This window comes from Xenorhabdus griffiniae (assembly GCF_015163655.1).
In the GTDB taxonomy this organism is placed as follows: domain Bacteria; phylum Pseudomonadota; class Gammaproteobacteria; order Enterobacterales; family Enterobacteriaceae; genus Xenorhabdus; species Xenorhabdus griffiniae.
This window is the reverse complement of the sequence record NZ_JADEUF010000002.1, coordinates 1-19720: the sequence shown is the minus strand read 5'-3', so window position 1 is coordinate 19720 and position 19720 is coordinate 1. Positions and strand designations below refer to the sequence as shown.

The following is a 19720-nucleotide window of genomic DNA, read 5'->3' as shown; positions in this document are numbered from 1 at the left end:
TCTTTCCTTTTTAATCCAGATGTCGACGTGTTTTCCACGCGGTCAGGCCGATAAAGACGATGGAACTGGCAATCAACAGGAGCAGGTTTGTCATCAACACAGTGCCAATGTTCCCGGCCAGAAAGAGCGTCTGTAGGCTGCTGACGAAGTAACGTGCAGGTATGACATAAGTCGAAGCCTGAATAAGTGCAGGCATACTGTCTATTTCGAAAACGAAACCAGACAACATAATGGCAGGCAAAAAAGCGGCATTGAGAGAAATCATCGCCGCATTGAATTGATTACGTGTCAGGGTAGAAATCAGTAACCCCATCCCCAGGGCGGTAGCAAGATAAAGGCTGGAGACTAATGCTAGTATCCAGAGTGAGCCACGATAGGGCACCCCCAGCACAAACACTGTAAATAGCATACAAAGTACCATGACAAAAGATCCCAGCATCTGATAGGGCAATAATTTGGCAAGTAACAGTTCGGTGCGGGTAACCTGAGTTGAAAGTAGCGCTTCCATAGTTCCGCGTTCCCATTCACGGGCAACCACGAGTGAGGTAAGAATTGCGCCTACCACAGTCATAATAATTGAAACCGCACCGGGAATAAGAAAATGTCGACTAATGGCGGCGGAATTAAACCAATAGCGGATTTGTGTATCAATCAAGGGCGTCGTTGAAATTCCACGATTTTGTCCTCGTTGCTGTAACCAAATTTGCCAGATGCCTTTAGTATAACCCTGCACAAAATTGGCGGTATTGGGTTCACTGCCATCGGTAATAACCTGAATCGGAGCATGGCTCCCTGCACGGGCGAGCTGGGTATCAAAATTGACAGGAATGACGATAATGCCGCGGATTTGGTTTTCCTGCATTTTTTTGATTAAGAATTGGCGGTTGTCGCTGATGGTAGCATCAATATAGGGTGATCCCGTAAATACATGCACTAGCTCTCTGGCGTCTTTGCTCTGCTGCTCCATGAGAATACCGAGGCGAAGTTTGCTGGAATCCAGGTTAATACCGTAACCAAAAATAAACAGCAGCATCAATGGGATAACTACGGCAATCAAAGCACTGCTGGGATCACGGATAATCTGCTTAGTCTCTTTGATGCAGAGCGCTTTCAATCGACGCCATGAGAAACTGACGGCCTTCTGAGGTGTTGTATGTTCAGGATGACTCATTGCGGCTCCTTATCGTAGTTCAACACGAGATCGATAAAAGCATCTTCCATGGAAGGGTTAGGGAAGTTATCCGTAGCGACCAGTTGTTTCAGTTCATCGGGTGTTCCGGCTGCGATCAATTTGCCTCGAAATACCAGCCCGATACGATCACAATACTCTGCTTCTTCCATAAAGTGAGTTGTGACCATCACAGTTACCCCTTTATCCACCATCCCATTAATATGTAGCCAAAATTCTCGGCGGGTTAATGGATCAACGCCCGAAGTGGGTTCATCCAAAAACAGAATATCAGGTTCGTGCATCAATGCGCAGGAAAGGGCAAGTCGTTGCTTAAATCCGAGCGGCAGGCTATCCGTCTTTTGGTGTAAGATTGGCCCAAGATTGAAAGCACGGATCATGTCAGACATCTTTTCTTGTTGATGACGACCTTTCAGGCCGTAAACACCAGAGAAAAATTTAAGGTTTTGTCCAACGGTCAGGTTGCCATAAAGTGAGAATTTTTGCGCCATATAACCAAGGCGTTGACGGGCTTTGCCTGAACTGGTTTTTAAATCCATATCCAGAACCAAGGCTTTGCCTAAAGTGGGGATCATCAAACCACACATCATTTTGAAGGTAGTTGATTTTCCGGCGCCATTTGGTCCTAATAGGCCGAATATTTCCCCTCGTTTCACCTGAAAATCGACATGGTCAGTCGCCGCAAAATCGCCAAATTTTTTAGTCAGGCTACGGGCTTCTATCACGGTTTCGGTTGGGTTTGGTGGGATTTGAGGCATTATCTCCGCTAATTCGGAACGATGGGACGGGCCGCCACCTAATAAATCGATAAATGCGTCTTCGAAACGGGGTTCGGCTTCGATGAGATTGGTTTCATGTCCCCCTATTTGTTGGAGTAAGGCGTTCTTATCTGCCTCTTCTTTTAAGATCAGGCGAACATATTTTCCCTGAATCACACCATCAGTCACTTGCGGCAAGGTGAGGGCATGTTGCAACATTTTGCGCCGTGCATCCTGTTTGACATCAAGCAAAAAAGATCGGCCCGCAATATTGCGGGTTAAATCTTGTGGCTGGCCGCGATAGAGCAGTTCACCTCGGTTCATCAACAAAACATCACGACATAACTCGGCTTCATCCAGATAAGAGGTGCTCCATAAGATCAACATACCGTCAGAAGCGAGCTCATGGACCATTTGCCATAATTCACGACGGGCAATGGGATCAACGCCCACACCAGGCTCATCCAGTAGCAAGACCTTCGGGCTACCTAGTAATGTACAAGCCAGCCCCAGTTTTTGTTTCATGCCACCGGACAATTTTCCGGCTAACCGTCCGGTAAAACGGGTTAAGTCCGTGAAGGTGAGTAATTTCTGAAAGGTGGCTTTGCGTTCTTCACCAAGAACACCGCGCAAGTCGGCATATAAAGTGAGATTTTCCATTACGGTTAAATCTTCATACAAGCCAAATTTCTGCGGCATGTAACCGAGCTCAGAACGGACTTGAACACTGTCCTTGATGGGATCAAGCCCCATGATTTCAATATTGCCGCTATCAGGCTTCAATAATCCGGCCAACATTCTTATCAGCGTGGTTTTTCCGGCACCATCTGGACCGACAAGTCCCGTCACTGATCCGCCCTGAATTTCTGCTTGCAGATGAGATACAGCAGGAACCTCTAATCCTGGAAAAGTTTTCTCCACGCCGTTCAGTTTTATCGTATAAGCTGAACTGGTCATGTTATCGCCTACTTATTTGTTTCAGTAAAACGCAAAGTAACAGGCATTCCTTGTTTAAGTCCTTCATCGGGATCAAGGACAATAATGCGCAGGCGATAGACCAAGTCTGTTCTTAAGTCAGGGGTTTCGACATTTTTTGGGGTGAATTCGGCAGTTGGAGAAACGAAACCGATTTTGCCATGATAAGGCTGGTTTTTCCGCCCATCGGTATAAATCAAGACCTCCCGTCCGGCGATAGCCTGATTAAGATTAGGCTCATCAATATATGCTCTGATCCAAACAGGATTGGTCAATGACAGGGTAAAAACCGTGTTGCCAGCCGCCAGCATGGTGCCTGGCTCAATAGCTCTGGTCAGGATCATCCCTGCCGAGGGAGAAGTGAGTTGAGTATCTTTTAGATTAAGTTCAGCCTGTGCCACGGCTGCTTCTGCTTGAATAAGTTGAGCTTTTGCCGCCGCAATTTCTTCTATACGATAACCAGTTTCGAACTGACGCAATTTATCTTTTGCTGCCTGGTAAGCGGCCAGTGCTTGATTGCGTCCGGTTCTGGCATTTTCCAGATCATTGGCTGAAATTGTTTTGCTCTGCCATAACCCTTGCTGGCGTTTCAGGAAACTATCGGCAAAATGGAATGCTGACTCTTTTTGCTTGACTTCAGCACGTACCTGGGCGATTTCTTCGCTGCGATAACCCGCTTCAGCTTTGGCAAGATTTGCTTTAGCGACATCACGAGCTGCTTTGGCTTGATTCAAGGCATTGATAAAGGGGGCATCATCAAGGCGACCAATCATTTGGCCCACAGTAATGGCATCACCTTCATCCACCTGCAAATTAGCCAGCTTACCTGCAACCCGAAAACTGAGGTTAACAGTTCTGACATCAACATTGCCATACAGGGTAAGCTCCCTGCTATTTTGTTCCTGATAATAGTAGATACCGACAATAGCACTGATAACAACAATGAGTGCCAATAGGGCAAGAGCAAACTTTTTACTGTTCATACTATCCCTTATGCCTTGTTCAATTTATACCCGCTATCTTTCAAGTGGTGGCTTCGTTGGTTATGCCATTGCTTAAGCGCTATTGGGCATACCTGTTTGATTTTTCTCTTAACCCATCAAGTAACAAATTGATGTGCTGAGATAAAACCTGATTGATTAATTCGTATTCTTTGGTGCCAATATTGTCCCATCCGGTTTGGCGTAATAAGGCTTCCCTGGCCAGTCGGAAAGAGAGGATCTCACCCAATAGAGCATGGGTATGAATTTGGGTTGAAATTTGGCGTTCATCAGCGCCGATATAATTGGCGATGAGCTTATTCAACCGAGAATAAATTGGAGCCAGCCCCTGCTCATGCATAACGCTGTAAGCTTCTGTTGGCGTCAATTGTTCATGGGACATGATCCGGCTGATATTGATACTGCTTTTTTCGAAAATCAGGCGGTTATAGCTAACCATTCCCTGATGAATAAATGCCAATATTTGGTTTTTGGGGTAGGGTTTCGCTGTTTTAGCAAAAAAATGATCAATGGCTTCAATAAGAGGGGCAAACTCTGATTTCAGTTTATCGGCAATATGTTGTACGACGGCGAGGTATAATCCCTCTTTGGAACCGAAATAGTATGCGATAGCTGCGATATTTTGCTGAGCATGTTGGGCAATATTGCGGGTAGTCGCACCATCCAGACCTGATTTGCCAAAAATCTCTATCGCTGCTTCCAGAAGTTGTTGTTTGGCTTGTTCGCCGCGTAATGTCTGGGCCTTCTTTGCTGCCATGTCAAAATATTTCCTGTGATAAAGAGTTTTTGGGAATACTGAAAATATATCAATCGTATGATTAACTTTAAAACTAAAGTAATTCGATGTAAAGTTAACTCAAATTGTCTTTTTAATAGTCACCCATAAAAAATAATCGTCCAAAAGACATATCTGTTATAATCACGCCCTATTTATATAGGCTGCATTGCAGTTTGTGTAGTCCTGAATTGATATCAGGCATGATGAAGTCTGGAGTATTTCTTATTTATGAATTTTGAGTCACTCGGCTTGAAGGCTGATATTTTGCGTGCCGTTGAAGAACAAGGCTACGTGGAACCTACCCCTATTCAGCAGCAGGCCATTCCTGTTGTGTTATCCGGCAAAGATCTACTGGCCAGTGCCCAGACAGGCACAGGAAAAACAGCAGGATTTACTTTGCCTATTTTGCAACGCTTGAGTGAATCCCCGATTCAGGCAAAAGGCCGCCGTCCGGTCAGAGCGTTGGTTTTAACCCCAACCCGAGAACTAGCGGCTCAGGTGGGAGAAAATGTACGTAATTACAGCAAATATCTTAGATTACGTTCGTTTGTTGTCTTTGGCGGAGTCAGCATTAATCCGCAGATGATGAAACTGCGTGGTGGTGTCGATATTCTGGTCGCAACGCCAGGCCGCTTGCTGGATTTGGAGCACCAAAATGCGGTCGATCTTTCACGCGTTGAGATTCTGGTTTTGGATGAAGCAGATCGCATGTTGGACATGGGTTTTATTCACGATATTCGTCGGGTGTTGAACAAACTGCCAGCAAAACGCCAAAACTTACTCTTTTCGGCGACATTTTCTGATGAAATTAAGAGCCTCGCCAATAAATTACTGAAAGAGCCTGTCAGCGTAGAAGTAGCACGGCGTAACTCGGCCTCTGAGCAAATTGATCAATCCATCCATTTTGTTGACAAAAAGCGCAAGGGTGAATTGCTCTCTTACATGATAGGCAGCCAGAACTGGCAACAGGTACTGATATTTACGCGTACTAAACATGGTGCAAACCGGCTGGCGGAACAATTAAATAAAGATGGTGTGACTGCGGCTGCGATCCACGGTAACAAAAGTCAGGGAGCAAGAACCCGTGCACTGTCTGATTTCAAGACAGGGCAAATCCGTGCGTTGGTGGCAACGGATATTGCTGCCCGTGGGCTGGATATTGACCAATTGCCTTATGTCGTCAACTACGAATTACCAAACGTTGCCGAAGATTATGTGCATCGAATTGGTCGTACTGGGCGCGCTGAGGCGACTGGACAGGCGATATCGCTGGTGTGTGTCGATGAACACAAGCTCCTGAAAGATATTGAGCGCCTATTGAAGCGAGAAATTCCACGCATTGCCATTTCGGGTTATGAACCTGATCCTTCTATCAAAGCTGAACCTATCCAAAATGGACGTAATAGCCGTGGTAATAACTTCCATAGTAATAGCAGCTCGCGCGGTAATCATTCTCGCGGTAATAACCCTCATCGAAATGGCAAACAGGGTCATTCCAAACAAAATCGGATAAATAAAGAACGCGCAACCAAAACCTCACGTGCTTCGGTAGCGGGAGAATAATTTAATGCGCGTTTTGCTGGCTCCGATGGAAGGGGTTTTGGATTCTTTGGTTAGGGAACTGTTGAGTGAAATCAATGACTATGACCTGTGCGTTACTGAATTCCTGCGTGTGGTTGACAGCTTACTGCCGGTAAAATCTTTTTACCGGCTGTGCCCTGAACTGCATCATCAGAGCCGTACCCCATCGGGAACGCCAGTCAGGCTCCAGCTTCTTGGGCAATATCCAGAATGGTTGGCAGAAAATGCGGCGAGGGCGGTTGAGTTAGGATCATGGGGTGTCGATTTAAACTGTGGCTGTCCGTCAAAGACAGTCAATGGCAGTGGTGGCGGTGCTAGCTTATTGAAAGATCCTGAACTCATTTATCAGGGAGCTAAAGCCATGCGTGAGGCGGTGCCCGCCCATTTGCCGGTAACAGTAAAAGTGCGTCTGGGATGGGATTCTACTTCACGTCAGTTTGAGATTGCGGATGCTGTTCAACAAGCGGGGGCAACCGAATTGGTTGTGCATGGACGAACCAAAGAAGAGGGCTATAGAGCAGAGCATATTAACTGGCAGGCGATAGGTGAAATTCGGCATCGCCTTGTTATTCCTGTTATTGCCAACGGTGAAATTTGGGATTGGCAAAGCGCTCAGGCGTGTATCAAAACGACAGGATGTGGTGCCGTGATGGTGGGCCGTGGTGCTCTGCATGTGCCAAATTTGAGTCGTGTCATTAAATATAACGAACCCAAAATGCCGTGGAGCGGCGTACTCAAGTTACTGCAAAAATATACTTATCTGGAAAAGCAAGGAGATACGGGGCTTTATCATGTTGCCCGTATCAAACAATGGTTGGGGTATTTACGCAAAGAGTATAATGAAGCGGGTGAGTTATTTATGCAAATCAGAGGATTGAAAACATCTGCTGAGATTGCCAAAGTTATTTCTTCTGCCGTAGATGAATGTCTACTGCGACATGCTATCCAAGAATCCTCCATCTTCTGTTAGCCGCATTTATTCCCTCCCGTGATATAGTGTTTCTCTATTTATGGGGGAGAATGCATGTTTTTTATAATTTAAAACCTATCGGGTATAAGTAAAATACATCTCATTTTTTTATAAATAATGAATGATATCTATAAAATAAAATTCCATTAGAGGAATTTTCCTTATATTGATATCAGAATTATATGAAGGTAGATTAATTTTATGGTTGATTTTATACATAATAAATAAAACAATCCATGATTTGTCTTTATTTTTATTTAAACATATTTATATGTTTATTATTTATAAATGGTTAAATATGTTTATTGAATTAATAGTTTAGCGATCAGGTGATGCATATATAATTCAGACATAAGAAAAATATTCTTTGCAATCACTGGAAAATCTGGATGATTGGGTTATATTTGTATTATGAAGGTCATTGTGCTGGCATATTATTACTTTCAAATAAAAACGTTGAAAAAACATAAAAATATTTACTTATTTCTTCATATAGAGTCATTATATATACCAATCCAACTTCAAATTGCAGCTTGCAAATCAATGTGATTCTTTATATCTCCCCCTCTACGCGGGGAGATATAAGACGCATCTTGAAAGAAGATTGGTATAAGTATTAAATGATTTAAAAATTAATGTAATGCGTTTTTATTGATAAGACCATCCTTTATTCTGATGTTTATTTTATAAGTCATGATGTTAATAGCGGAGATGATATTGAAAATGATTTGATTAACTTAGGGGAAAAACAGATGAACAATATTAAAGATGACGACCAACCAATACCAATCTGTACAGATGACGATCAATCTTGGTATAGAGTATCTGAGTTAAAAATAAAACTACCTCAGGTAAATCGTGACGCTGGGATCTTTGCTAACGGAAGAAATCGGGTCGCGATCGATATTTATATTCACGCAGCTAATTGTAAAGGTAATACGATATTAGTCCCAAGTGATCTGCTTTTGCAGCATGTTTGGCTAGTTGACTATGACACACAAGAACCACTTGCCTGGAATGCACAAGAAAAAGACGATTTTACCTGGGCTTATATAGATAAACCTAATGAATTTACTAGAACGCCAAGGGTTTCATCTTTGAACAATAATGAAAAGAATAATGAAGATGATAATGATACAAAGCTAAGTAGGATAACTTATTATGTATATTGCTCACCCAAAGCAGCAAGTAAAATCAAACAACTTGCTGTATTGGTTAGGACGCCAGCTGGCATAACATACACAACAGCCTTTGGAGCAGGGAGTGATTTTGATGCATTTGTCCAGCTTCTGGCGATACATGAAACACGTTATAAGGTTTCTGATATAGATATGGTGGCCAAAGAGGGCAAAGAGCATCTTGATAAGAGTCCTCCATATGCTCACTGGTACCAGTATAATACCTATGTAAAGCTGAAGAGAGATGATAGATATATCGTGTCCTTATCTTGGAGTGGTGATAACCCTCTCACTGGTAATAATATACCTTTTAATTGTATGCATCAGCGTTATCATGAAACGGGCTACAACCAAGATTGGGATTTCGGTTATTATTATGTACATTTTATTTGGAGCCTGGGAGAAGAAACGTACGTTTCCATAGGTAATACCACGTGGTGGGATTTGCCTGTTGATTTTAATGTAGATATCGAAATTAGACAAGAGGGATCTGAGGTCGTTTGTTTTACCATAATGTGTGCCCTGATTCAGATTGATTCGATGTTACATGATACTTGGTTGGGGGATTTTACTATTTATATTTATGACCAATATGGCAATTTAGGAAAATTTTTGGCACAGCCACGCAATGATAATGACGGCGAAAAAGGAAAAGTCCATCTTATAGATATACCAATCTAACTTCGAGTTGCAGATTGAAAATCAATGTGATTTTTTATATCCCCCCCTCCGCTACGCGGGGAGATATAAGATTCACCTTGAAAGACGATTGGTATATATAGATTTATATTTTATATATTGAAAAATGAGTCTGACTGGCGACGGCGTAAAAAGTGAGAATATTTATTTTATATATAATATATTTTTGTCAATCGCCGCAGTAAATTTCCCTTTAAGTATAATCGGGTTATGAAATAAGAAAAATCAGTTTTTTTCATTATTTCATCAAATAAAGAAAGAGAGGCGCCAAAATGCAGAATGATTTTTTCTCAAATGCCCATAACTTTCAAAGTGCGGCCATGGGCAGTGTTGATCCCCGCACCGGCCTGTATACGTATGCGATGTTGGTGGCCCGGTTAACCGGTAACCGACATCTTGGCCCCATCCAAACCATCTCCCTGGCCTATAACCCGCTCAATACCGACAACCAGGGGTTCGGTATGGGCTTTTCCCTGGGGCTGACCCAGTATGACAGCCAGCAACGGTTATTAAGTCTCTCCACCGGCGAGCGTTATAAAGTGGATGAATATACGGACCAGGTTTACCTGAAACAGTATAAGCAGGACGGGGTACGGTTTGAAAAAGATGTCGCTCAGAATGTCTATCGGGTGATCCATAAATCAGGCACGGTGGAAGTGTTAACCGGGCCGGACAATGCCTATTCCCTCAAAGTACCGACCCAAATATTTACCCCCCTGGGGCATTCTCTGACCCTGGACTGGAAAAGTGATGCCGGCCCTGACCTGTACCTGACGACCGTCACCGATAACACCGGGCAGGTGTTGTTAACCGTGCACTATGAATACGGCAGTTATACCCGTTTCACGGTCTGGCCCGGCACGGCGGAAGCCTATGATATCCAGTTGCTGTTCGAGAACGGTTATGTGAGCGCGGTGAAAAAAATGACGCCGGCCGGCCAAACATTGACCTGGGCATTGGGGTATGATATCGAGTGTCGGTTTCTGAATCAGGTGAACGCCCCGACGGGGTTGACGGAGCGGGTCAATTATCACCTTGACGGCCACCGCTTCCCCGAAGGCGCCCCCCTGTCTGCATTACCCTATGTCACCCACCATACACAGTCGCCCGGCCACGGCCCGGATATTGTGCGCACCTATCAATATACCGCGGCCAATTTTCTGGGGTACGGGGCGAAGGGACACTGGCATGCGGATGAAGATTATCTCTACGGGGTCCTGAATGATTACCTGTATGGCTCAACCGAACAGTGGGACAATGGCACCACGCAGCGCCATATCACCCGCCGCTATAACCAGTACCACCTGCTGGTGAGCGAGACGACGGTGCAGAACGGGCGCCAACGGGCGCATCAGACTGACTATTATGCGCAGGTAGGCAGTGCGTTTGACGACCAGCCGCCCCAGTTTCAGTTGCCGAAAACAGCCCGCATCAGCTTTAATGATACCCCTGACGTGGAGGTGATCCAGACGGCGTTTGATGAAGCGGGTAATCCGACCGTGCAAATTGCGCCGGATGGTACCCGCACGGACTGGGTGTATTATCCTGCCGAAGGGGAAGCCGGAGCCTGTCCCGCTTCACCGCATGGCTTTGTGCGTTTTGTCAAATCCAAAACCGTTACCCCCGGCAAGGCGTCACCGGCAGGTACTTATGAGGATGCGCCAATCCACCGGATGGTCTATCGCTATACGTCGTTAGCGGCGCTGGCCGGCACTCCCGCAGACTACGCTGTGGTCTGCACCTATCAGGGCGGGTATAGCGCCGGGCAGTTACTGCATGAAAGTCAGTCTGGCTATATTAATGATGTGAATTCTCCCGATCATGGGCGCATACACCATATTGATGAGACTGTGTATGCCCTGTCCGGAGAGGAACAGGCCGCCGGCAAGACGTGGCACAGCCAGCAAACTTTTAGCTATACCCTGCAGGGGGAGGCATTGGTAAAAAGTGGCGAATGGACCGGGCATGACCAGCTGAAGCTCACGACCCAGCGTACCCAATCACAGGTTAGCGGTAAATTATGGCATGAAGCGGATACCCAGGGTTGCACGGCCCACTATGACTATGATGATCTTGGGCGTATCTCAGCGCATACCAGTAATGCGAATACCCGCTATGCCCAAAGGGTACAGTATGCCTATGCCATTGAAGAGGAAGGCGCGGTGACGACCACGCAAACCGATGTGTGGGGTAACCAGGTGCGCACCCGCTTTGATGGGCAGGGGCACGCCTATCAGCAGGAGATATTGGCAAAAGGACAGGAAGATCAGGGCTGGCGTTTAGTCTCAGAGATTGAGCGGGACAGCTGGGGGCGGGTAGTGGCTCAAACCCAGTATGACTGGCTGCCGGTAGAAACGTCTCCGGGCCATTCCCCCGCTGTGGCACCGATTGCGTCTTGCCAGCGGATGGAATATGACGACTGGGGCAGGCTACATCGGGTTATCCACGATACTGGTGAGTGTATCCAACACGATTATGATCCGGTAACCCGCACGGCCAAGGTCTCCCGGCAGGCGGAAGGGCTGTCTTTTAGTCAGTGTACGGTGGAGTATGATACCCGTCACCAGCCGGTCACGGTCACCCTCTATGACAGCCAAGGCAACTTCCATAGTCAGCAGCAGCATTACTATGATGGCCTGGGACGGTTACGGGCTACGGTTGACACCCTGGGACAGAAAACCGAGTACACCTATGATTTATGGGGACGGGTATTGACGATAAGTCACGGTGACGGGACGGTGATCCAAAAATCCTATGCACCGTTCACAACAGGCAACCTGGTGGCGCAAATTGCGGTGAATGAAACGGTGCTGGGAACACGTTGCTTTGACAGCCTGTATCGTCCCATTATAACCACCTGTGGAGGGCGGACTTACTGCGCCTCTTACCAGGGTGAGGCTCCCTGTCCCAGCCAGATCACCGATCCGCGGGGCCAGACGGTAAATTATTGCTATGAACCGCGGTTAGGCAATGTGCCGACCCACGTGGATGCCGGTGACATCCAGCAGGACTTTACTTTCGATCCCAGGACCGGGGTGCTGACCACCGCCAGCGCGGCACAGCAGGCCACCCGCAGTCTGGAATATACCGCTGCCGGCCGTTTGCAACAGGAAACCTGCCGTTTTGATGATACGGGGGCAGGGGCTGCACGAAAAGCAAACTACACCTATTCCCCTGCCGGCCAGCTGACGGCTTACCAGGATGTTACGGGAAAAAACTGGGGTATCAGTTTTGATCAGTTTGGCCGGCCGATTGCTGCGCGGGATGCAGATATTGATATCGACTTGACCTATGATGCGGCCAGCCGCGTCAAACAGTGGACGGTTCACGACAAACAGCATGATGACACCATCACCACCACGCTCAGTTTTGATGAGTTTGGGCGAGAAACGGCACGTCAAATCCAGACCGCCACGGATACGCTAACCCTAACGCAAACGTATACCGTCAGGCACCAGATCGCCTCGCGCACCCTGTATTCACAGCAGGCCGGTCGTCAGCTACGCCAGGAAACCTACAGCTATGATCCTGCCCGTCAATGGTTGGTGGAGTATGATTGTACCGGTGTAGAATGCCCGCGGGATGCTTACGGCTTTAGCATTGCGCATCAGAGTTTTACTTACGATCGTTTGGGGAATATCCAGACCTGTATCACTACCCTCGACGATGGAAAGCGTGATACGGCCACGTTTCTCTACCCTAATCCATCAGATCCCTGTCAGTTACACACCGTTACCCATACGCACCCGGGGTATCCGGCCACGATCACCCTGGCGTATGACGCGGCGGGCCGTCTGATACAGGATGAGGCGGGCCGTCATTTAACGTATGATGCCCTGGGCCGGCTGTCGGCTGTCCAGCTCAGTGACACCACCAGTGCGTATGGCTATGATGCGGCTAACCGGTTGGTGTTGCAGCGGGTGGGGCCAGACCAGACCCATGAGCTCTATTATCAGGGAGCGACGCGTGTCACAGAAATTCTGCGTGAAAGCGGCGTGGCGACCCGCTTATTGCGGGCACAGGGGGAAGTAGTGGCGGCCATCACGGGCACCGATACGCATTTACTGGGCACGGATGGTCATAGTGTGCTGGTGAGCCATCAGGGCGAGGGCAGCGAAACCCGCTATCGTTATTCACCTTATGGACAGCAGGCTGAGGCCGAGCGCACCCCGGATATTCCGGCTTATAATGGCGAGCGTTTTGATCCGGCGGCGGGCGCCTATCATCTGGGGAATGGGTATCGGGCGTATAATCCGGTGCTGATGCGTTTTAATGCCCCTGATAGCTGGAGTCCATTTGGTGCCGGGGGGCTGAACCCGTATGCCTACTGCCTTGGTGACCCCCTCAATCGTATTGACCCGACGGGGCATATCAGCCTGGGCAGCTTGTTTGGGATTATTGGGGGTGCCGTTGGGCTGGTGATTGGTCTGGTGCTGGCTATCCCCACCGGTGGAGCCTCACTGGCGGGCGATGCCGCCATTCTTGCGGGGCTGGTCGCGGATGCGACGGGCATTGCCAGTGCCGCCACTGCAGACAGCAATCCCCGAGCTTCGGCCACCCTGGGCTGGATCTCAATGGGATTCGGGGTGCTCAGTTTGGGAGCCGGTGCCCTTGGCGGCCTTGCCAGCGGTTTGCGGCGGTTGAGCCAACGTCCGGCCGCGTTTAGCGAGACATTTGAGGCCACTTATCACTATAGCGGCGGGGAGCCAAGGCTGAATTTTGCTTCTTCTTCTGGAGCCGCAAGTACACCACGGCTGCCTGTAAGAAATAGTTATATCGACGCATTTAGGCATGCTGTTGATGAGAATAGGATCATACAAGTTGAAAATCCCAGAGAGAGTGGTTTTTATACTGTCGGGATGGATGTACGTGGATTGGCTGCTGATGGTGGTGATTTGGCAAATTTGAGAAGGGTATTCTTTAGACCCAGAGCAAATAACGCTCCGATAGAAGTTCTTGATAATATCATCCCATTGGGAAATGGAAGATCATTTCCATTACATACTTCGAATTCACAATTTGAATCATTATATTTGCATTTTATCAATGAAAATCTATCCACTACCCCCCATATAATGGGGGATGTTATCGTTGAAACTGTCAATGATCTCCGTTTTTTCACAGAATACCATATATCAGGTAGACTTCCATTTAATATTGGTACGATAAGAAATATGGAAATTACTTGGGAAATAGGCGGTTTTTCTTTTCCTTATTATACTGTAAGTGACTGGCTATACCATGCATTAAGAAATGCAAATTTAGATCGGGATCTACGTCTAGTTTTCCCTGATAATATCTTGTTAAGACGTAATATTTTTCAATTTTTTAATGATGTTATTGTTCCAAATCTTAGATTTTAGATTGTGATATGATTCTGGTAAATGTGCATAATATAGCGGGCCGATCATAGATCGGCCCTTATTCTATTAGCCACTTTTACAAGTTGCAATTTTTTTTGTTGGTGTCTTAACTTAAAGCAGAGAAGAATAATTGAACCAGTGGACTAATAACCTAATCAGTTTTGGAGGTGGTGTATGGGGATTCTGTCATGGATTATCTTTGGTTTAATTGCCGGAATTCTTGCTAAATGGATTATGCCGGGAAATAACAGCAGTGGCATCATAATGACGATTATTCTGGGTATTGTGGGGGCTGTGGTTGGTGGATATATTAGTACGTTTCTTGGTATGGGAAAAGTGGACGGCTTTAATTTGGGGAGTTTCGTTATTGCCGTTATTGGCGCAATAATAGTCCTGTTTGTATACCATAAAATTTCTAATCAATAGTACAATGAAGGGCATGTTATTTTGATGCCCTTTGTTGTTATTATTTATTTTTCTAACGGAAGTGAATCATCAGCTCCCCATTCAGCCCAGGAGCCATCGTATAATCCTGTTTCCTTATGACCAATCATATCAAGCCCCAGAACTAAAACTGCGGCTGTCATACCAGAGCCACAACTGGTAATGATAGGTTGGCTTAAATCAACGCCCTGTTTGCGGAATATTGCTGCAATTTCTTCTCGTGGCTTATAGCATCCATTATCAATCAGGGCTGTCCACGGAACATTTTTAGCACCAGGCAGGTGCCCCATCCTCAGACCTGGACGGGGTTCCGGCACTTTTGCTTGAAAGCGGTCTTCTGCTCTGGCATCAACAAATTGAACCTCTACATCGTTACGGAGAGCATCAAGGATCTGCGTCTGAGAACAGACTTTTTCAGGGGTAAACTGGATATTGAAAACTTCGGGAGAGCGAATAACTTTACCTGATTCGGTGGAATAACCGGCTTGCTGCCAGCCTTGTAAGCCCCCTTCAAGAATACGGATATGCTGGGCCCCAAAAATTTTGAATGTCCACCATGCCCGTGGGGCGGAAAACATATTGCCTTGATCGTAAATTACCACCAGATGATTTTCACTGATGCCCATTTTGCTAACAGCCTGACGGAAAGTTTCCGGCGCCGGCAACATGTGAGGCAGGTTGGTTTGTAGATTAGCGACCTTATCCAGATCAAAAAATTGTGCGCCCGGAATGTGTTTCTCTAACCAAAGTTGGTGATAGTTGATAGATTGGGTAGGCATTGGGACACTGGCATCAACGACAACGATATTCTCATCATAAAGATGTTCGTTTAACCATTGTGGACTGACAAAATATTCATTTTTCATGAGCTTCCTCATCTGGTGTTACGATACAAGCCAACGTATTTATTGTTGCCCTGTTGGAGTATTTTCCTGCTGAGTCTGTTGTGGCGCTTCTGTTGGTGTGGTTGAGCGGGTGTATATATTCATCCCTGCCAGAAGGTTCCCACCAATTGAGCCGATGGAAAATAATATGATGATAATGAGCAGGATTTTTTTCATCTCTGTATCCAATAAGGTTTTAATAAAGAGTTATACGTATTCAACTTCAAGTTGCAATTTACAACACTCTATGAAACCTGATTTCTCCCTCCGCTTCGCGGGGAGAAATTACACGTATCTTGAAGTTAGATTGGTATATAACGGCTATAAAAACCCAAAAGTATATCGGCTTCTACATTTCAGACAAGCGATAACCGGTTTTCTTACATTGACAATAAAAAGACTGGAAACCGCTTCGCAGGAATGATCATATAAAGCTGATTTGAGATCAGTTCTATGGGAAAATTATTTCTTACCAAATTGCGTTTATACCAATCCAACTTCAAGATGCGTGTTATATTTCCCCGCATAGCGGGGAAATATAACACCTCGCCTCGTCTTGCGGATTGCAACTTAAAGTTTATCAAGTATATGCGTTTGAACAGTAAAGACAGAAGTATGATGAAAAAAATAGCCCTCCAATTTTTAAGCAGTAAAACTCATGGCTCTTTCTAGTTCAGTAAAAAGTCAGATTAGTCAGTGGTATAAGTCATTATCTACCCATATTGATGGTTTCATTCCACGTGCTCCGCAACGTCAAATGATCGCTGAAGTTGCAAAGACATTGGCAGATGACGAAGGGCGGCATTTGGTGATAGAAGCGCCAACAGGAGTAGGAAAAACGTTATCATACCTGCTCCCAGGGATTGCCATCAGCCGGGCAGAACAGAAGCCATTGGTAGTCAGTACAGCCAATGTTGCCTTACAAGATCAAATTTATAGCAAGGATTTGCCGCTGCTGCGTAAAATTATTCCTGACCTGAAATTTACGGGCGCTTTTGGTCGGGCGCGTTATGTCTGCCCGCGCAATCTGGCGGCCATTTGTGCCGCAGAAGGAGAACAGATTGACTTGATGTTTCTGGTCGAAGATCAGACTGAAATTGCTAACAGTGAAGAGCGGGAACTGTGTCGCCGACTGCGCAGTGATTATACGACGTTTATCTGGGATGGCTTACGTGATCATCATAAACTGGCACTGGCGGATTCATTGTGGGCAAAAATCAGTACGGATAAGGTGAACTGCCTGGCACGCAATTGCCAGTTTTACCACCGTTGCCCATTTTTTCTTGCGCGCAGGGAAATTGAAGATGCAGATGTCATCGTTGCCAATCATTCTTTGGTTATGGCGGCGTTGGAAAGCGAATCGGTTTTACCGGCCGCAAAAAATCTGCTGTTGGTTTTGGATGAAGGGCATCATATTCCCGAAGTGGCAAGGGATGCGCTGGAAGTTGAAGGGGAAATCACCTTATTCCAGCTTCATGGGCAATTAGATATTTTTGTCCGCCATGTAGAACAATACCTGGTTCAATTCCGGCCGGCAAAACCGCCCGCGTTGGCTAATATCCCTCGATTACAGAACCATTGTGCAACAATCCGTGAATACTTTAAGGAATTGGCGGAGATAACACAGGCGCTCTTGCCTGAGAGTGGTGAAGCGGAGGAATATCTGTTCGAACTGGGAAAGTTACCGGCTAGTTTGCTGTTATGCTGCCAGCAATTATTTAAACTCACTGATGGATTACGTAGTTTAGCAGAAGCGATTTTGAATGATTTAAGTGATCAGACGGCCAAACAAGATATCGTCCGCTTGCATCGTGCTATTTTGCAAATCAGCCGAACATTGGGTTATTTTGAGAATATGACAAAACTGTGGCGTTTGGCGTCACAAGAAGAGTCTTCCCATGCGCCAATATCCAAATGGTTAATGCGACGCAATGAGAAAAACCAATCTCACCTTTATTTTCATTGTGCTGGAATTCGGGTTAGCGAACAATTAACCCAAATACTATGGCGTACCATTCCCCATGTTGTAGTGACATCGGCCACGTTGTGTTCACTGAATAGCTTTTCCCGCATTCAGGAGCTTACCGGATTACACGAAAATTATGGTGATCGTTTTATCAGCTTGTCATCACCTTTTGAACATGTACGACAAGGGCGTTTGGTTATACCGCAAATGACACAGGAACCGACTATTCAGAATGAAATGCAGCATCTTGAGGAAATGTCGCGCTATTTCCGCTCTCAAGTGATGGCAGGAAAACATCGGGGAATGTTGGTACTTTTTAGCAGTCAACGAGCAATGGAAGGGTTCCTCACTTTTGTTACAGACCTGCGGTTGATGTTATTAGTACAAGGTGATCAGCCTCGTTATCGATTGGTAGAAACACATTGCAAGCGTATTGATGAAGGACAAACCAGCGTTCTGGTTGGGTTACAGTCATTTGCAGAAGGGCTGGATCTAAAAGGTGATTATCTTTCACAAGTCCATATCCATAAAATCGCATTTCCCCCCGTAACTAATCCGGTGATCATTACTGAAAGCGCATGGTTGAAATCTTTAAAACGTTATCCATTTGAAGTACAGAGTTTACCCAGCGCTTCCTTTAATTTGATCCAACAAGTGGGGAGGCTCATTCGCAGCCATGAGTGTTATGGTGATGTGGTCATTTATGACACTCGGTTATTCACCAAACGTTATGGTTCACGTTTATTGAATTCTTTGCCGGTATTTCCCATCGAACGGCCAAAGGTGCCAGCGGAAAAGGAATAAATAACTCAAGGATGGGTTATTTATTCAATTGCACTGTATCAATATTTCAACGAGATAATTTGATTTTTATGTATCCAATAATCATTAACTGTTAGTCCTTGCAAGAAGCTCTCATCATGAGAGCTTAAAATAAAAATTTTTTGGTCAGCAAGGGATTTGATCAGTTCCCTAAAAAAAGTGATTGAGTTTAAATCTAGGCCATTAGTAGGTTCATCAAAAATATAAACATCAACATCAGACATTAGTGCAGATGTCAGTAGAAATTTCTTTTTAGTACCTAAAGACATGTTGCCGAATTCTGTATTTAAGTAATGGGTAATACCAAACCCTGTTAAATAATCTGCTAATTGATAGTCATGGTTTATCTTTTTATAACGTTTAGTTAAGTTAATGATATCAAGGCCGGTAAGAAAATGGTAAAAATTAACATGGTCAGATAGATAAAAGCCTTGTTTTTGTAAGTTGAATGGGTGATTCTTATGATCCTTAACGAAATTACATTTACCTTTATTAACCTTTTTAATTCCAGATAGGCAAGCAAGAAAAGTTGTCTTGCCAGAACCATTAATACCTTTGATACGATTTATACCAATATCAAATTGACAATTAACATTTGAAAATATTTTTCTATTGCCGACCGTTGCTTCCAGTTCAATGATCTCAAGCATAAATATATCCTCCTAAACAAGAAAATAAAACAATGGAACATAATGAAAGCAATTTTGTATATTGTGTCTTTGATAGATTTATTAATGCAATAAAAATAGATATTACATAATAATAAGGAAATAAAACTAACTGCAATGAATGCGTCACAAAAAAGGCAAATACACTACATGAGATAGTAAAAATGGAAAGGCATATGCAATAATTAAGAAGTATAAATTTCTTTGCTGATAAAAAATTAATCAAGTGACAAAGGTGATCTTTAGTAGTATGAATCAAATTATAGAACAATATCATTGAGATATAGAGTGCAAATCCAAAGTAACCTATTGTAATAAAATTATTTTTCTCAGGTGATTGTTGGCAGGCTGTATAAGCTATGAAATATAAAAACACTATTGATATGATTATATTTATAACAAATGTTTTATTAGTTGATAGGAAGTAATATAAATTTATGACAT

The 19720-nt window shown here is 45.0% G+C and carries 13 protein-coding genes; 6 read left to right on the top strand and 7 right to left on the bottom strand.

Annotated elements, in window-relative coordinates; genetic code table 11:
- Positions 1-10 precede the first annotated feature (10 nt).
- The 4 genes from IQ211_RS00860 to IQ211_RS00845 all read right to left on the bottom strand — a co-directional run bounded on the left by IQ211_RS00860 (position 11) and on the right by IQ211_RS00845 (position 4680).
- Complete coding sequence (locus IQ211_RS00860) at positions 11-1171, bottom strand: ABC transporter permease (RefSeq protein WP_189758154.1); 1161 nt, start codon at positions 1169-1171, stop codon at positions 11-13.
- Positions 1168-2904: an ATP-binding cassette domain-containing protein gene (locus tag IQ211_RS00855; RefSeq protein ID WP_189758155.1), complete on the bottom strand. Its 1737-nt coding sequence runs from the start codon at positions 2902-2904 to the stop codon at positions 1168-1170. The genes IQ211_RS00860 and IQ211_RS00855 overlap by 4 nt, the downstream gene beginning before the upstream one ends.
- A gap of 8 nt (positions 2905-2912) precedes the next feature.
- Positions 2913-3905 (bottom strand): secretion protein HlyD, encoded by a 993-nt coding sequence (gene hlyD / locus IQ211_RS00850; RefSeq protein ID WP_189758156.1) that lies wholly within the window; start codon positions 3903-3905, stop codon positions 2913-2915.
- Positions 3906-3984: 79 nt separating this feature from the next.
- Positions 3985-4680, bottom strand: coding sequence for a transcriptional regulator (locus IQ211_RS00845; RefSeq protein ID WP_189758157.1), 696 nt, complete (start codon positions 4678-4680; stop codon positions 3985-3987).
- 249 nt (positions 4681-4929) lie between these two features.
- Here IQ211_RS00845 and rhlE point away from each other — a divergent pair, with 249 nt between their 5' ends.
- From rhlE to IQ211_RS00820, 5 genes are all read left to right on the top strand, one after another.
- Entirely contained in the window at positions 4930-6264 is a 1335-nt protein-coding gene (gene rhlE / locus IQ211_RS00840) for an ATP-dependent RNA helicase RhlE (protein WP_189758158.1), read from the top strand.
- Positions 6265-6268: 4 nt separating this feature from the next.
- On the top strand, positions 6269-7252 hold the full coding sequence (gene dusC, locus IQ211_RS00835; protein WP_189758159.1) for a tRNA dihydrouridine(16) synthase DusC: 984 nt from the start codon (positions 6269-6271) through the stop codon (positions 7250-7252).
- A 752-nt stretch (positions 7253-8004) separates the two neighbouring features.
- Positions 8005-9111 carry a hypothetical protein gene (locus IQ211_RS00830; RefSeq protein ID WP_189758160.1) on the top strand — a complete coding sequence of 369 codons (1107 nt, stop codon included), beginning with the start codon at positions 8005-8007 and terminating at the stop codon, positions 9109-9111.
- A gap of 941 nt (positions 9112-10052) precedes the next feature.
- Complete coding sequence (locus tag IQ211_RS00825) at positions 10053-14492, top strand: RHS repeat-associated core domain-containing protein (RefSeq protein ID WP_193836309.1); 4440 nt, start codon at positions 10053-10055, stop codon at positions 14490-14492.
- A gap of 174 nt (positions 14493-14666) precedes the next feature.
- The gene (locus IQ211_RS00820) at positions 14667-14918 is read left to right on the top strand and encodes a GlsB/YeaQ/YmgE family stress response membrane protein (RefSeq protein WP_189758163.1); all 252 of its coding nucleotides are present in this window, start codon (positions 14667-14669) and stop codon (positions 14916-14918) included.
- Positions 14919-14962: 44 nt separating this feature from the next.
- Here the strand turns inward: IQ211_RS00820 and sseA are convergent, their stop codons facing one another.
- Positions 14963-15802: a 3-mercaptopyruvate sulfurtransferase gene (gene sseA, locus IQ211_RS00815; protein ID WP_189758164.1), complete on the bottom strand. Its 840-nt coding sequence runs from the start codon at positions 15800-15802 to the stop codon at positions 14963-14965.
- A gap of 39 nt (positions 15803-15841) precedes the next feature.
- A complete protein-coding gene (locus IQ211_RS00810; RefSeq protein WP_189758165.1) occupies positions 15842-15997 on the bottom strand; it encodes a hypothetical protein in 156 nt (51 codons plus the stop codon).
- A 481-nt stretch (positions 15998-16478) separates the two neighbouring features.
- Between IQ211_RS00810 and dinG the strand changes: the two genes are divergently transcribed.
- The gene (dinG, locus tag IQ211_RS00805) at positions 16479-18590 is read left to right on the top strand and encodes an ATP-dependent DNA helicase DinG (RefSeq protein ID WP_189758166.1); all 2112 of its coding nucleotides are present in this window, start codon (positions 16479-16481) and stop codon (positions 18588-18590) included.
- A gap of 38 nt (positions 18591-18628) precedes the next feature.
- Here the strand turns inward: dinG and IQ211_RS00800 are convergent, their stop codons facing one another.
- Positions 18629-19258: an AAA family ATPase gene (locus IQ211_RS00800; protein WP_189758167.1), complete on the bottom strand. Its 630-nt coding sequence runs from the start codon at positions 19256-19258 to the stop codon at positions 18629-18631.
- Positions 19259-19720: the final 462 nt, after the last annotated feature.